General features: G+C 71.8%; 13 protein-coding genes and 1 tRNA gene. 11 read left to right on the top strand and 3 right to left on the bottom strand.

Annotation, left to right across the window (positions count from 1 at the left end):
- Positions 1-224 precede the first annotated feature (224 nt).
- The 5 genes from ispD to PS467_RS19390 all read left to right on the top strand — a co-directional run bounded on the left by ispD (position 225) and on the right by PS467_RS19390 (position 6,513).
- Complete coding sequence (gene ispD, locus PS467_RS19410) at positions 225-1,019, top strand: 2-C-methyl-D-erythritol 4-phosphate cytidylyltransferase (protein ID WP_311036356.1); 795 nt, start codon at positions 225-227, stop codon at positions 1,017-1,019.
- Between the two features lie 79 nt (positions 1,020-1,098).
- Entirely contained in the window at positions 1,099-1,590 is a 492-nt protein-coding gene (ispF, locus tag PS467_RS19405; RefSeq protein ID WP_311036355.1) for a 2-C-methyl-D-erythritol 2,4-cyclodiphosphate synthase, read from the top strand.
- A gap of 152 nt (positions 1,591-1,742) precedes the next feature.
- Positions 1,743-3,140: a cysteine--tRNA ligase gene (gene cysS / locus PS467_RS19400; RefSeq protein WP_268972873.1), complete on the top strand. Its 1,398-nt coding sequence runs from the start codon at positions 1,743-1,745 to the stop codon at positions 3,138-3,140.
- Positions 3,141-3,304: 164 nt separating this feature from the next.
- Positions 3,305-4,255 carry a 23S rRNA (guanosine(2251)-2'-O)-methyltransferase RlmB gene (gene rlmB, locus PS467_RS19395; RefSeq protein WP_311036354.1) on the top strand — a complete coding sequence of 317 codons (951 nt, stop codon included), beginning with the start codon at positions 3,305-3,307 and terminating at the stop codon, positions 4,253-4,255.
- A gap of 515 nt (positions 4,256-4,770) precedes the next feature.
- Positions 4,771-6,513: a DoxX family protein gene (locus PS467_RS19390; protein ID WP_311036353.1), complete on the top strand. Its 1,743-nt coding sequence runs from the start codon at positions 4,771-4,773 to the stop codon at positions 6,511-6,513.
- Between the two features lie 796 nt (positions 6,514-7,309).
- Here PS467_RS19390 and PS467_RS19385 read toward each other — a convergent pair.
- The 3 genes from PS467_RS19385 to PS467_RS19375 all read right to left on the bottom strand — a co-directional run bounded on the left by PS467_RS19385 (position 7,310) and on the right by PS467_RS19375 (position 10,115).
- Complete coding sequence (locus PS467_RS19385; RefSeq protein ID WP_311036352.1) at positions 7,310-8,110, bottom strand: nucleotidyltransferase family protein; 801 nt, start codon at positions 8,108-8,110, stop codon at positions 7,310-7,312.
- 139 nt (positions 8,111-8,249) lie between these two features.
- Positions 8,250-8,669 carry a hypothetical protein gene (locus PS467_RS19380; RefSeq protein WP_311036351.1) on the bottom strand — a complete coding sequence of 140 codons (420 nt, stop codon included), beginning with the start codon at positions 8,667-8,669 and terminating at the stop codon, positions 8,250-8,252.
- Between the two features lie 309 nt (positions 8,670-8,978).
- Positions 8,979-10,115 carry an ABC transporter ATP-binding protein gene (locus PS467_RS19375; RefSeq protein WP_311036350.1) on the bottom strand — a complete coding sequence of 379 codons (1,137 nt, stop codon included), beginning with the start codon at positions 10,113-10,115 and terminating at the stop codon, positions 8,979-8,981.
- 178 nt (positions 10,116-10,293) lie between these two features.
- On the opposite strand from PS467_RS19375, the gene PS467_RS19370 reads away from it, so the two are divergent.
- The 6 genes from PS467_RS19370 to PS467_RS19345 all read left to right on the top strand — a co-directional run bounded on the left by PS467_RS19370 (position 10,294) and on the right by PS467_RS19345 (position 14,237).
- Positions 10,294-10,366, top strand: a tRNA-Thr gene (locus tag PS467_RS19370).
- A 209-nt stretch (positions 10,367-10,575) separates the two neighbouring features.
- A complete protein-coding gene (locus PS467_RS19365; RefSeq protein WP_311036349.1) occupies positions 10,576-11,010 on the top strand; it encodes a DUF6153 family protein in 435 nt (144 codons plus the stop codon).
- A 104-nt stretch (positions 11,011-11,114) separates the two neighbouring features.
- Positions 11,115-11,774: a DUF305 domain-containing protein gene (locus PS467_RS19360; RefSeq protein WP_311039912.1), complete on the top strand. Its 660-nt coding sequence runs from the start codon at positions 11,115-11,117 to the stop codon at positions 11,772-11,774.
- 173 nt (positions 11,775-11,947) lie between these two features.
- A complete protein-coding gene (locus PS467_RS19355; RefSeq protein WP_432280609.1) occupies positions 11,948-12,436 on the top strand; it encodes a DUF4396 domain-containing protein in 489 nt (162 codons plus the stop codon).
- A 75-nt stretch (positions 12,437-12,511) separates the two neighbouring features.
- Positions 12,512-12,877 carry a DUF6234 family protein gene (locus tag PS467_RS19350; protein WP_311036348.1) on the top strand — a complete coding sequence of 122 codons (366 nt, stop codon included), beginning with the start codon at positions 12,512-12,514 and terminating at the stop codon, positions 12,875-12,877.
- 148 nt (positions 12,878-13,025) lie between these two features.
- Entirely contained in the window at positions 13,026-14,237 is a 1,212-nt protein-coding gene (locus PS467_RS19345) for a PP2C family protein-serine/threonine phosphatase (RefSeq protein WP_311036347.1), read from the top strand.
- Positions 14,238-14,296 lie beyond the last annotated feature (59 nt).

Below are 14,296 nucleotides of genomic sequence, written 5' to 3'. Positions count from 1 at the left end.
CTGCGTGCCGAACGCTGTGCTCCTCCGAAACCCTGTGCTCCGGGTGCTTCTCCGGCACCCGGTGCCGGTGCCCGCCGCCGCGCCACCCCGCGCGGTGCGAAGTGTGCCGGGCCCGGGCAGCTGGCTCGACCAGTCGTCACGGAAGGGGCCGGTCGGGGCATCGCGCCCGGCACGCTGTGGCCATACCCACTTCGGCTGAGGAAGCAAACCTGAACGCCAACTCAATGTCCGCACGTCCGGATCGCGGCGATTCCGCCGCGTCCGGGCGCCCCGCCCGCACCGCCGCCGTGATCCCCGCCGCGGGCCGCGGAGTGCGGCTGGGGCCGGGCGCCCCCAAGGCGCTGCGCCCGCTGAACGGCACCCCGATGCTGGTCCACGCGGTACGGGCGATGGCCGGATCCCGCTCCGTCTCCCTCGTCGTCGTGGTCGCCCCGCCGGACGGCGCCGACGAGGTGCGGCGGCTGCTGGACGCCTATCCGCTGAGCGGCAGCCTCACCGACACCACCGAGGTGGTCGTCGTGCCCGGCGGCGAGACCCGCCAGGAGTCGGTGCGCAAGGGGCTGGCCGCCGTCCCCGAGACCGTGACCACCGTGCTGGTGCACGACGCGGCGCGTCCGCTGGTCCCCGTGGACACGGTGGACGCGGTCGTCGCCGCCGTACGGGACGGGGCGCCCGCCGTCGTCCCGGCGCTGCCGCTGTCCGACACCGTGAAGCAGGTCGAGCCGCGCATCGGGGAGCGGGCCGGTGAGCCCGAGCCGGTCGTCGGCACCCCCGAGCGCGCCCTGCTGCGCGCCGTCCAGACCCCGCAGGGCTTCGACCGCGCCACGCTCGTGGCCGCGCACGAGAAGGTCGCCCTGGAGGGCGAGGGCGCGACGGACGACGCGGGCATGGTGGAGCGGCTCGGCGTCGAGGTCGTGGTCGTCCCCGGCCACGAGGAGGCGTTCAAGGTGACCCGGCCGCTGGATCTGGTGCTGGCCGAGGCGGTTCTGGCCCGCAGGAGGGCGAACGATGGCTTCTGACGCGAAGGCTTCTGGCGCGAAGGCCTCTGATGCGAAGGCTTCTGGCGCGAAGGCTTCGGAGGCAGTGGTTTCCGAGGCGGTGGCTTCCGGCGCGGTGGTGCTCCCCCTGGTGGGCATCGGCACCGATGTGCACGCCTTCGAGAAGGGCCGTGAGCTGTGGTGCGCCGGGCTGCTGTGGGAGGGCGAGGAGTACGGACTGGCCGGCCACTCGGACGGCGACGTGGCCGCCCATGCTGCCTGTGACGCGCTGTTCTCCGCCGCCGGGCTCGGCGATCTCGGCGCCCACTTCGGCACCGACCGCCCCGAGTGGTCCGGTGCCGCCGGCACCACTCTGCTGGGCGAGGCGGCCCGGATCGTCCGGGACGCGGGCTTCGGGATCGGCAATGTGGCGATCCAGGTGATCGGCGTACGCCCCAAGATCGGCAAGCGGCGCGAGGAGGCGACGAAGGCGCTGACGGCGGCGGTGGGAGCCCCTGTCTCGGTGTCCGGTACGACCACGGACGGCCTGGGGCTGACGGGGCGCGCCGAGGGCCTCGCGGCGATCGCGACGGCGCTGGTGTTCCGGCGGTGACGGTCCGAACGGTCCGCCCCACGGGAGGATCGGCCTCCAGGGGATCGGCGGAAATCGGGGAGAGGCGACCGTAGCGTCCCGAGTGTCACGCTTCTGTGTCCACGCGGCGGAAGCTGCACAGGGCACCGTTCACTTCCCACTACCCTTGATGCGTGACTATTCGCCTGTACGACACCAGCGCCCGGCAGATCCGTGACTTCACCCCGCTCAGGCCGGGCTGCGTCTCGATCTACCTGTGTGGCGCGACCGTGCAGGCCGCCCCGCATATCGGTCACATCAGGTCGGGGCTGAACTTCGACATCATGCGTCGCTGGTTCGCCCATCGCGGCTACGACGTGACGTTCATCCGCAATGTCACGGACATCGACGACAAGATCATCGCGAAGTCGGCGGAGCAGAAGCGGCCGTGGTGGGCGATCGGCTACGAGAACGAGCGTGCCTTCAACCACGCCTACGACATCCTCGGCTGCCTGCCGGTGACCTATGAGCCGCGGGCGACCGGTCACGTCCCCGAGATGATCGAGATGATGCGGGAGCTGATCGATCGGGGTCATGCCTATGCCGCCGAGGGCAATGTCTACTTCGACGTGCGCTCGTTCCCCGAGTATCTGAAGCTCTCCAACCAGGACCTGGACGGGTTGCGCCAGCCCTCCGGCGAGGGCGAGACCGGCAAGCGCGATCCGCGCGACTTCGCCATGTGGAAGGCGGCGAAGCCGGGGGAGCCCAGCTGGGAGACCCCATGGGGCCGCGGCCGTCCCGGCTGGCACCTGGAGTGCTCGGCGATGGCGCACAAGTACCTCGGCCGCGCCTTCGACATCCACGGCGGCGGCGTCGACCTGATCTTCCCGCACCACGAGAACGAGATCGCGCAGGCCAAGGCGTTCGGCGACGACTTCGCCGCCTACTGGGCGCACAACGCCTGGGTGACCATGAGCGGCGAGAAGATGAGCAAGTCGCTCGGCAACTCGGTGCTGGTCTCCGAGATGGTCAAGCGCTGGCGCCCGATCGTGCTCCGCTACTACCTGGGCACCCCGCACTACCGGTCGATGATCGAGTACAGCGAGGAGGCGCTGCGCGAGGCCGAGTCGGCGTTCGCGCGGATCGAGGGCTTCGTCCAGCGGGTGGTGGAAAAGGCGGGGACCGTCGAGCCCGCGGCCGAGGTGCCGCCCGCCTTCGCGGAGGCGATGGACGACGACCTCGGGGTGCCGCAGGCGCTCGCGGTCGTCCACACCACCGTCCGCCAGGGGAACTCCGCCCTGACCGCCGACGACAAGGAGGCGGCGGTCGCCCGGCTGGCCGAGGTGCGGGCCATGCTGGGCGTGCTGGGCCTCGATCCGCTCGACGAGCACTGGGCGGGCGGTGCGGACCGGGGTGAGGACCTGCACGGCGTGGTCGACTCCCTCGTCCGGCTGGTCCTGGAGCAGCGGCAGGCCGCGCGGACCCGTAAGGACTACGCGACGGCGGACGCGATCCGCGATCAGCTCCAGCAGTCGGGTCTGGTGATCGAGGACACCCCGTCCGGACCGCGCTGGGAGCTGGGGCAGCGCTGAGGCCCTGGCCTCGACCTGCCCTGTTGCGCCGCCCGGCGCCCCGGACGGCACACTTGTGACCGTACAACCGCACACACACGACCGTGTTCGATCGGGTGTGCGACGTTCGACGTTCGAGCCGCTTGCTGAGCAGCGCTGAGCAGTGAAGAGACAGGTGACCATTCATGGCCGGCAACAGCCAGCGCAGGAACCGCCGTACCGCCAACAAGAAGGGCGCGACGGTCGGCAGCGGAGGGAAGCGGCGCCGCGCCCTCGAGGGCAAGGGGCCCACCCCGCCCGCCGAGATGCGCAAGGGCCACGTGAAGCAGCGGGCCGCCAACGCCCGCGCCCGCCAGGCCGCCAAGCGCCCGGCCCCGCGCCGCGGCGGCAAGGGCTCGAACGAGCTGGTGGTGGGCCGTAACCCGGTGGTCGAGGCGCTGCGCGAGGGCGTTCCGGCCAACACCCTGTATGTCCAGCAGTTCATCGACAGCGACGACCGGGTGCGCGAGGCGCTGAAGCTCGCCGCCGACCGCGGCGGCATCCACCTCATGGAGGCGCCCAAGCCCGAGCTGGACCGGATGACGAACGGCCTGAACCACCAGGGCCTGGTGCTCCAGGTCCCGCCGTACGAGTACGCCCACCCCGAGGACCTGAGCGCGGCCGCCTTCGACGACGGCGAGGACCCGCTGATCGTCGCCCTCGACGGCGTCACCGACCCGCGCAACCTGGGCGCCGTGGTCCGCTCGGTGTCCGCCTTCGGCGGCCACGGCGTGGTCGTGCCGGAGCGGCGCGCGGCCGGGATGACCGCGGGCGCCTGGAAGACCTCCGCGGGCACCGCCGCCCGCACCCCGGTCGCCCGCGCGACCAACCTCACCCGGACGCTGGAGACCTACCAGAAGGCGGGCCTGACGGTGATCGGGCTGGCGGCGGACGGCGATGTCGAGCTCCAGGACCTCGAGGTGCTGGACGGCCCGGTCGTGATCGTCGTCGGCAGTGAGGGGAAGGGGCTGTCGCGGCTGGTGGGCGAGACCTGCGACCTGCGGGTGCGGATTCCGATGCCGGGCGGCGCGGAGTCGCTGAACGCGGGCGTGGCGGCGGGCGTCGTCCTCTACGAGGCGGCGCGCCGCCGGGCGTAGGTGGGGCGCGGGTGTAGTGGGTCCGGGTCCGGTGCCGCTGTCGGCTGGGGTGGTCGGCCGTGGGGCGGCCGGTGCGGTGGCGGTACGGCCGTGGGGCGCCCTGGTGTCCCGGTGCGGTGCGCGTGCGGGCTGAGTGGTGGCCCCGGCGCGGGCCGGGCAGTGGTCGGCCGGGGGGCGGTGGCAATGCGGCCGGGGGTGTCGGGTGTCCCGGTGTGGTGCGGTGCGGTGCCCGTGCGGGCTGGCGGGCCCGGCGCGGGCCGGGCGGGCCCCTGGCCGGAATGCTGGCGGCGTGGCGGCGTGTGTGCGGCGTGCGGCTTGAGCCTGGCGGCTTGGCGTGGTCGGCCGTGGGGTGCCCTGGTGTCTCGGTGCGGGTGTGCGCCGGTTCCGGGGGCTCCGGGCCGGGTTTGTCCTCCGGGTGATGATCTTGACGGGCCTCGGACAGATCGGGGCGTCCCCGGCAGTGTCTTTCCCGTCCGTCACTCGGTTAGTTGGGCGTGGAGACCAGAAAAGCCCGCATGCCTTCGCCCCTGGCGGGACGCGCGCGGGGGTTCGACGACGAGCCACAGCTGACCATGGCCAAGGTGCCGTGCGATCCGGCGCAGGTCGCCGTCAACGCCCCGAGCTTCCGGGTGCAGCTCAGCGCCCCGGTCGTCAGCAGCGCGCTGGCGGACACGGCCCGGCTCGCCCGCGTTCCGGTCGCGGCCCGGCGCCGGCCGCCCGTGGTGTGGAGCGGCCGTACCCGCCCCGGCGGTGACACCGCGGCGACCCGGCTTCTCCAGGCCGTGCGGTACTCCCACGAGGGTCTGACCGACAGTCCGTCCGACGGGCTGGCTGACGGCCTGTCCGAGGGGCTGGGCCGCGCCCGGTCCGGGGAGGCCGCCGAGGACGTGGGCGCCACCCAGGTGCTGCCGCGGATCGCCTTCGACGACGGCGCACCCACGGTCATCGGCCCCCGCAACCCCCGTACGGAGACCGTGCCCGGGTCCGGTGGCCGGCGCCGTCCGGGCGTGGGCACGGGCGCGGGCGGGACGGCCGAACCGGGCGGGGCGAGGGCGGTGGCCAGGGCGGCCGGGATGGAGCGGCGCGGCGCGGCCTCCGCGTCGGGCCGGAGCGCGGGCGACGGCGACGGGCACGAGTCGCGGCGCGCCACGCTTCCGCGTCCGCGCCGCCACTCCGAGTCCGTACGCCACGCCGCCTATTACCCCGGGCGCCGGATGAACCTCGGCGTCGTCCTGCTGCCGCTGCGCATCTTCCTCGGCTTCATCTCCGTCTACGGGGGGATGGGCAAGCTCTCCGACCCCGTCTACTTCGACGGCGGCGAGCGCGGTTCGATGGTCACCTGGCTGCGCACGCTGCACCCCTGGCCGATCGCCGAGCCGCTGCGCGACCTGGCGCTGGAGCATCCGGTGGGCGCCGGGCTGACCGTGGCCTTCCTGCAGATCGTGGTCGGGGTGCTCACCGTGCTGGGGCTGTGGCAGCGGCTGGCCGCCGCGTTCGGCGCGCTGCTGTCCGCCGCGCTGATCGTCACCGTGAGCTGGCGTACGGTGCCGGTCTACGACGCGCCCGACATCATCTACCTCGCCGCCTGGAGCCCGCTGATCATCGCGGGCGCGCCGGTCTACTCGGCGGACGCCCGGCTCGCCGGCGAGGCGTGGCGGCGGCTCGGCCCCCGGTCCGAACTGTGGCAGCTGCGGCGCCGGGTGCTGCGCCGGGGCAGTGTGCTGGTGATGGTGGTCGCCGGGCTGACGCTGCTGATGGGCTCGATGCTGGGCGCCGCCGTACGGTCGTCGGAGGTCGTCAAGGCGCCCCAGCCGAGCGATCTGCCGACGAACAACCTGCCCGGTTCGCCGCTGCCCAGCCAGTCCGTGGAGAGCCCGCGCGGCGGGCAGCGCGGGCCGATGGGAACGGGGGGCGAATCGGCCGGTGCGCGGTCGCCGCGTGAGCGGTTGCCGCACCGCCCCGAGCCGTCCGCCTCGGCGTCGGCCTCCTCGTCCGGGGAGCCGAGCGCGACGGGGTCGGCGTCCGGCATCTCCGGCCGCCCGAGCGGCGGTTCGCGGCCGCGCAGCGGCCTGGGCAGCACTTCCCGCTCCCCGCGCCACCCCCTCGCCCCGACGGCGACGGCGGGCCCGCCGTCGCTGGGCGGCACCGGCGGGGGGATGTCCGCGGGCGGCCCGGAGGGCGGCCCGCCGGAGGAGAACACGTACGGCTACACCGACCCGGCCGCCGAAGAGGCCGCCTTGAGCGGCCTCCTCGGCTGAGCCTGCGTTCTTTCGGCCGAGTCCGCGTTCTGGGTTGGGCCTGCCTTCTTGGGCTGGTTTTGCGTTTTGGGTCGGGCCCGAGCGTTCGGCTGGACTTGCGCCCCGCGCCCTTCGGCTGAGCCCGCGCCCTTCCGGCTCAGCTTGCGCTTGCGGCTGAGCCCGCGTCTTAGGGCAGGCCCTGTCCGAGAAGAAGCTCGTGTCGCACGTCGCCTCTTGCGGCCCCGCAGCGCCTCGCGGCGCGCGCCGCGCGCCTTGTGGTCCCGTACCGGCTGCGTCCCGCGCCACCCCCGGTGCTCTGCGTTCCGCGCCCTGTGGTCCCGTACCGGCTCGGTGCCCCGCGGCACGCGCCCCGTGTCCCGTACTGGCCTGCGTGCAGTACCGGGCCGGTGTCCTGCGCTACGGGCCTTGTGTCCCGTACTGGCCTGCGTCCCGCGCGCCTTGTGGTCCCGTACCGGCTGCGTCCCGCGCCACCCCCGGTGCTCTGCGTTCCGCGCCCTGTGGTCCCGTACCGGCTCGGTGCCCCGCGGCACGCGCCCCGTGTCCCGTACTGGCCTGCGTGCAGTACCGGGCCGGTGTCCTGTGCCACGCGCCCGGTGTCCCGTACTGGCCTGCGTCCCGCGCGCCTTGTGGTCCCGTACCGGCCCGTGTGCCCCGTGCCACGGGCCTGCGTCCCGCGCCATCTGTGGTCCCGTACCGGCTCGGTGCCGCGGGCCCGGTCTCCCGCGTACGGCAGCGCCGTGCCGCCGTGCCCCCGTACCGTCGCCCGGACCGCGTAGCGATAGATCAGACCGTCGGCTCAGGCGTGTGGCACCGGTGCTGTGTCGAAGGGGCCGTGGCCGTGGGGTGGTGGGCCCGAGGCGAGTTCCTTCGCGGCCTCGGTCAGATCCTTCGCGGTGTCGATGGCCCGCCAGTACGCGCCCTGGGGCAGCGGGAACCCCGCCAGCCGCCGTTCGCGTGCCAGGCGCGGGAAGGTGGTGCGTTCGTGGTCGCCCCGGTCGGGCAGGAGCGAGGTGAAGGCGGCGGAGAAGACGTAGACGCCCGCGTTGATGAGATATGGCGAGGGCGGCGACTCGATGAAGTCCAGGACGTGCCCGAACTCATTGGTCTCCACCGCCCCCCACGGAATGCGCGGCCGGGCGAGGGCGAGCGTGGCGGTGGCGCCGCGCTCGTCGTGGAAGTCCGCCATGTCGCGGAGCGAGAAGCGGGTCCAGATGTCGCCGTTGGTGGCGTACCAGGGCCGGTCGGGCTCGGGGAGCCGGGCGGCGGCGAACTTGAGGCCGCCGCCGCGCCCCAGCGGCTCCTTCTCGACGACCGTCGTCACCCGCAGCGGCAACTCCGCCGTCTCGAGCCAGTCCTGGAGGACGGCGGCGAGGTGGCCGCAGGAGACCACCGCGTGGGTGACGCCCTCGGCGGCCAGCCAGGCCAGCTGATGGCCGATGATCGGGGTCCCGGTGCCGGGGATCTCGACCATCGGCTTGGGGCGGTCGTCGGTGTACGGACGCAGCCGTGAGCCCTGGCCTCCGGCCAGGACGACGGCTTGTGTGGGGCGCGCGGTCTGGTGGGGGTGCCCGGGTCTGCGCTCGTCGTCATCGCTCATGAACCGCACCATATGCGGTCAGGGGACCGCCGTAGGCGGAGCCGGAGCGAGAAGAACGGGCGCGGGTGGAAAAGGGGACGGCGGGAGCCGCGCGACATCGGCGGCACGGGGGCGGGCGCCGGGGGAGCCGGGGGACGGGTCAGCGGTACGCCTGGGTGACCCCGGACGCGAACGAGGTGTCGCAGACGGGCCGGGCGTACGCCTGGGCGCGGCTCACGCCGCCGTACTTGGCGACCGCGGCGCGGCCGAGCGCGCGGGCGATGGAGGCGCAGTGCTCGGCGAGCGAGGGCCGCCTGGACGTCGCGACCTGGAGGTGGGTGAGCGCCACGGCGGGGTCCTTCTCCTGGAGCTCGGCGAGCAGCCGGTCGCGCAGCAGCTCATGCGGGGCCCGGTGGGTGGCATGGGTGGACGCCCGGTCGGAGGAGGCGGTGAGGATCTGCGACTCGGCGCTCGGCGAGGCCCAGGGGACGCGGGTGACCGCGAGGGTGCCGGAAAGGACGAGCACGACGGGGAGGACGAAGGCGAGCGTTCTGCCGATGCGGCGGGCTGCGGTGTTCACGGGGTAGTTCCTCGCGGGTGGGTGGTTCGGGACTGCGGTACGCGGTGATCGTAGCGAGGAGCGACGATTTGGCGACATTCAGTCACCAAGCCGGGTGACGGAAAGCCGCTCTTGGCGATCGGTGAGTTGACGTTCGGAGGTGAAATGCTCGAAATGTCGGGGAATTTATCGACAATCAACTCAACGCCGCAACAGCCCAACGCGGCAACAGCCCAACGCCGCCACAACTCCACAACGCGACGGCGCCGTCCGTCCGCGGGGAGCGGACGGACGGCGCCGTCGGTACGTACGGCCGGCGGGACAGCCGGATCAGTCGCTGAGCCGCTCCCCGGTGGAGGTCGAGAAGACGTGCGTCTCACCCGGCCGCGGCACGACGTGCAACTGCGCGCCCTTCTCCGGCACCTGGCGCCCGTTCACGCGGACGACCAGGTCCTTGACCTCGCCGCCGACCTCGGCGGTGCCGTAGACATAGCCGTCGGCGCCGAGCTCCTCGACGACGTTGACGGTGACGGCGAGACCGGCCGGGGCGTCGTCGGACGCCTTGGAGAGGGCCTTGGTGGCCTCGCCGTTCTGCTCGACCACGTCGAAGTGCTCGGGCCGGACGCCCACGGTGACCGTGCGGTCGCCCTTGTCGGCCGCGGCGCTCAGCGCCTCACGCGAGACCGGGACGACGCTGTTGCCGAACTTCACACCGCCGTCGGTGATCGGCACCTCGACGAGGTTCATCGCCGGCGAGCCGATGAAGCCCGCGACGAAGAGGTTGGCGGGGCGGTCGTACATGTTGCGCGGCGAGTCGACCTGCTGGAGCAGCCCGTCCTTGAGCACCGCCACCCGGTCGCCCATGGTCATGGCCTCGACCTGGTCGTGGGTGACGTACACCGTGGTGATGCCGAGCCGGCGCTGGAGGCTGGCGATCTGCGTACGGGTCTGCACACGCAGCTTGGCGTCCAGGTTGGACAGCGGCTCGTCCATGAGGAACACCTGCGGCTCCCGGACGATCGCGCGCCCCATCGCCACACGCTGCCGCTGACCACCGGAGAGCGCCTTCGGCTTGCGCTCCAGGTACTCGGTGAGGTCCAGGATCTTCGCCGCGTCCTCGACCTTCTGCCGGATCTCGGTCTTGTTCACGCCGGCGATCTTGAGCGCGAAGCCCATGTTCTGGGCGACGGTCATGTGCGGGTACAGCGCGTAGTTCTGGAACACCATGGCGATGTCCCGGTCCTTCGGCGGCAGATGGGTGACGTCCCGGTCGCCGATCCGGATGGCCCCGCCATTGACGTCCTCCAGCCCCGCGAGCATCCGCAGGGAGGTCGACTTCCCGCAGCCGGAGGGGCCGACGAGCACGAGGAACTCGCCGTCCTCGATGGCGATGTCGAGCTGGTCGACAGCGGGCTTCTCGGTGCCCGGGTACACCCGGGTCGCCTTGTCGTACGTGACAGTGGCCATGGTGATCTGTCCCTTCACCGGCAGGAACGTGCCGGACGATCCGAGTAAAGGCAGTGGTCTGGTCCACGCGAGGTGGATTGGCGTGACGCTATACCGGTGAGGGCCGCCATGTCTCTAGGCAGGACCTGGGTATTTTTCGAACGGACCATGCCCCGGAGATGGGTACACTGCAGGGGATGCCGACTTAGCTCAGCTGGTAGAGCGCCGCTCTTGTAAAGCGAAGGTCGTCGGTTCGAACCCGACAGTCGGCTCTGTGCCTCACCAGGCCGAACGCCCCCGCGATCGTGGATCGTGGGGGCGTTGACGGCAGGACCGGCTCCGCACCGTGAACGCGGAGGTCCGGACCCTGGCGGCGGCTGCCCTGACGCAACCGCCCAACACACCCGCGATGCGCGGACGCCGAGCCTGATGGCGACCCTACGGCGGGAGCGCGGCGGCCGGTGTTCGTACCATGGGTGCCGTGACATCCGGCCTCCGTACCCGCACCCGCACCCGCTCCGCGGTGAGCCGTGCTCGCTGGATGCTGCTGGTGATGGCGGTGGTGGCCGGGGTGCTGGCCATGCATGGGCTCTCACCGTCCGGGATGCCGTCAGCGGGGCAGCACGTCATGACGGCGCCGCTGGGTGAGGCCGGGCAGCACGCCGTGTCCGCTGATGCGGGCGACAGTGCCTGTCCGCATGTGTCGGGTGCGGATGATGGCGGAATGGCCATGGACCACGTCGGCGGAACCTGTGCGGCCAAGGGCACGGCCGCGTCCTACGTGCCTCCGACCCTGCTGCCGGCACTGGCTGTGCCCGCCGAACCCTCCGTGACGGCCCTCGGCAACCATGTCGCGCGGACGGTCGACGGCCGGGCTCCGCCTAGCCTCTCTGAGCTCCAGCTTCTGCGGATATAGAGGCACCCGCGCGACTCCCTGCCGGCGGGGAGCCGCGTTCCGGCCTGCCTCACCATCCGTTCTTGCCGCGCGCGAGCGCGGGCACGCAAGGAGCTCTCCTTCTCATGGCATCTCGCCGTTCTCTCATCCGTCGGACTGCCGCGCTGGCCGCGGCCACGACCGCCGCGGTGGTGCTGGCCGCTTGCGGCAGTGACAGTGACGCTTCCTCGTCGGGGCACTCCGGCCACGACACGGGCGCAAAGCTGTCCGCCGGCGCCTCGGCCACCGCTTCCGCCACGCAGGGCAGCCACAACGCGCAGGACGTGACCTTCGCGCAGGAAATGATCTCGCACCACCGGCAGGCCGTGACGATGGCCGGGTTGGCTCCGTCACGGGCGAAGTCCCAGGAGGTGAAGAACCTCGCCTCGAAGATCAAGAAGGCGCAGAGCCCGGAGATCGAGACCATGTCGGGCTGGTTGACGGCCTGGGGCGAGAAGGTTCCGGACGCCGGTATGCCAGGCATGGACCACCACTCCGGCGCGTCGATGCCCGGCATGATGTCGGAGGCGGACATGAGCAAGCTGAGGAAGCTCTCCGGTGACGCCTTCGACACGGCGTTTCTCCAGATGATGATCAGCCACCATCGGGGCGCCATCGAGATGGCGAAGACCGAACAGGCCAAGGGTGCCAGCGGTCCCGCCAAGACGCTGGCGAAGTCGATCATCACCTCGCAGTCGGCCGAGATCACCGAGATGAACAAGATGCTCGGCAAGCTCGACACGTAGGGGGCCATCCCCCGGGGAGGGTCAGGGCAGCGGCTGTAGGGCTGCCCTGACCCTCCTGGCGGGTTTTCCTGCCGTGGGGAGCCGCTGACCGCTGTCGCCTTCAGGCTTGGGAATACCCCCTCGGGGTATGTGGTTGAGCTGATGGACACCTGATCCGACGAGGGGAGCGGACGATGGGCCACATCGCACGCACGCACCGGCGCGAGCATCACGACCATCACGCACCAGCCACTTCCTGGCGTATGGCCGCGCGGGCCACGCTCCACTGTCTGACCGGATGTGCCATCGGTGAAGTCCTCGGCATGGTCATCGGCACCGCCGCCGGCCTGCACAACGCGGCCACCGTGCCTCTCGCGATCGCGCTGGCCTTCGTCTTCGGCTACGCGTTGACGATGCGCGGTGTGCTGCGCGCGGGCCTGCCCGTCCGGCAGGCGCTCAAGGTCGCGCTGGCCGCGGACACCGTGTCCATCGCGGTGATGGAACTGATCGACAATGTGGTCATGGTGGGTGTGCCCGGGGCCATGGACGCCGGCCTGTCCCAGGCCCTCTTCTGGCTCTCGCTTGCCTTCTCTCTCGTTCTCGCCTTCGTTCTGACCACTCCGGTCAACCGGTGGATGATCGGCAGAGGCAAGGGGCACGCCGTCGTGCACGCCTATCACTAGCCCCCGTCACGTCACCGTCCCCGCATGAGTACGGGTACTCATGCGGGGACGGTGACGTCATGGTGCCCTGGGCGGGTGGCTGAGCGAACCCCTGGCGGGTGTGGCGGGTGTCTTCTGGTCGGCGCCGAGCTGGCCGCCCTTGTGCTGATCTTCCTTGGGTGGTGCGCTTCCCACTTTTCCTGGGATCCGCAGCACGTCGGGGACCCGATCGGTGCCTATCTCATGATGGCGGCTGCGGTGGCCGTGATCGCGGCCGGTGCGGCGGTGGCGGCCGCCGTGCGCGGTGCGTCGGGGATCGCCTGGGGCCAGGGCGCGGTCGTGGGCCTCACGCTCGTGGTCATGCTGGGGGCGAACGTGGTGGGTAAGAGGACCGAGGAAGAGGACCGGCGCCAGGCGTGTCACGCGGGCTTGGAGGCGTCCTGGTGCGTGGACACACCGTGAATCCCTCCGAGGTTGACGCAAGCGTTGACCGTCACGAATCTCGTTGACGCGGGTCGGCGCGGTGGGTCTTGGCTCGTCGGGGCGTGCGTGGCGAGCGGGAGTAGCGTGGACGGGAGGGGAGAGCTCTTGCGGGAAGCTGGTGAGGGCCATGCCCGAGCGGGCTCAGGCAGTGCTTCGCCTGTTGCGGAGGTATCCGTCCGTCGCACCCGCCGACCTGCCCGAGGTGCTGCGGCGCGAGTACGAGTCGTTGCAGATCAGCCATCTGACCATCTACCTCGCCGACCTCCAGCAGAAGGTGCTGGTGTCGGTGCCGGATGCCCGGGTCGAGGCGCCGCGTACGGTGCCGATCGACGGGACGCTGGCCGGGTGGGCGTACCGATCGGTCTCGCCCCGTATCACCGAGGAGGCCACGGGGAGCGGGATGGTCCTGTGGCTGCCGCTGGTCGATGGGGTGGAGCGGTTGGGCGTCGTCGCCATCCAGGCCCCGGCCTTCGATGCCATCACCATGGAGGCCTGCCGTGCGCTGGTGGCCTTGATCGCGCTGATAGTGGTCGACAAGACCGCCCACAGCGACGCCTACACCAAGCGGCAGCGCCAGGAGTCCATGGCACTGCCCTCCGAGATGGTCTGGGCGTTTCTCGCACCGCGGACCATCGGGACCGATCGGTTCACCTCCAGCGCCGTGGTGGAGCCCGCCTACGATCTGGGCGGTGACGCCTTCGACCACTCCACCTCCGACCACACGCTGCACCTGGGCATCTTCGATTCCATGGGCCACGACCTGGCCGCCGGGCTCACCACGTCGGTGGCCCTCGCGGCCTGCCGCACCGCCCGCCGCCGGGACGCGGACATCGTCGAGAACGCGGTCACCATCGACCGAGCGGTCCGTGAGGTCTTCCCCGACCGCTACGTCACCGCCGTGCTGGCGAACATGCACACCAGCACCGGCGGTCTGGAGTGGGTCAACTGCGGCCATCCGCCACCGATGCTCCTGCGCGGTCAGGAGGTGCTCCACGACGCGCTGACGCGGGATGCCGAGCCTCCGCTGGGCCTCGACGGCATCGACACGGACATGACCCGCCAGGTGCACCGCTTTCAGATGGAGCCCGGTGACCGGGTGCTGCTGTACTCCGACGGGGTCACCGAGGCCCGTTCGCCGAGTGGGGAGCGCTTCGGCGAGGGACGTTTCACGGATCTCATCATCCGTGCCATAGCCGCCGGCGATCCCGCTCCCGAGGCGCTGCGCCGTCTGATCCACACGGTCCTCGATCACCATGGCGGCCGGCTCGACGACGACGCGACGATTCTCCTCTCGGAGTGGCATCCGCTCCCTCGGGTGCGATCCATCCCCCAGACGTGAGATGCCGATCCTTGGAGCACGATCGGGCTGTCGGAGCCCTGGGCTACGGTGGGGCCGTC

This window comes from Streptomyces luomodiensis (assembly GCF_031679605.1).
Classification (GTDB): Bacteria; Actinomycetota; Actinomycetes; order Streptomycetales; family Streptomycetaceae; genus Streptomyces; species Streptomyces luomodiensis.
The sequence above is the reverse complement of the archived record's forward strand: the minus strand, read 5'-3'. Positions and strand labels throughout refer to the sequence as shown.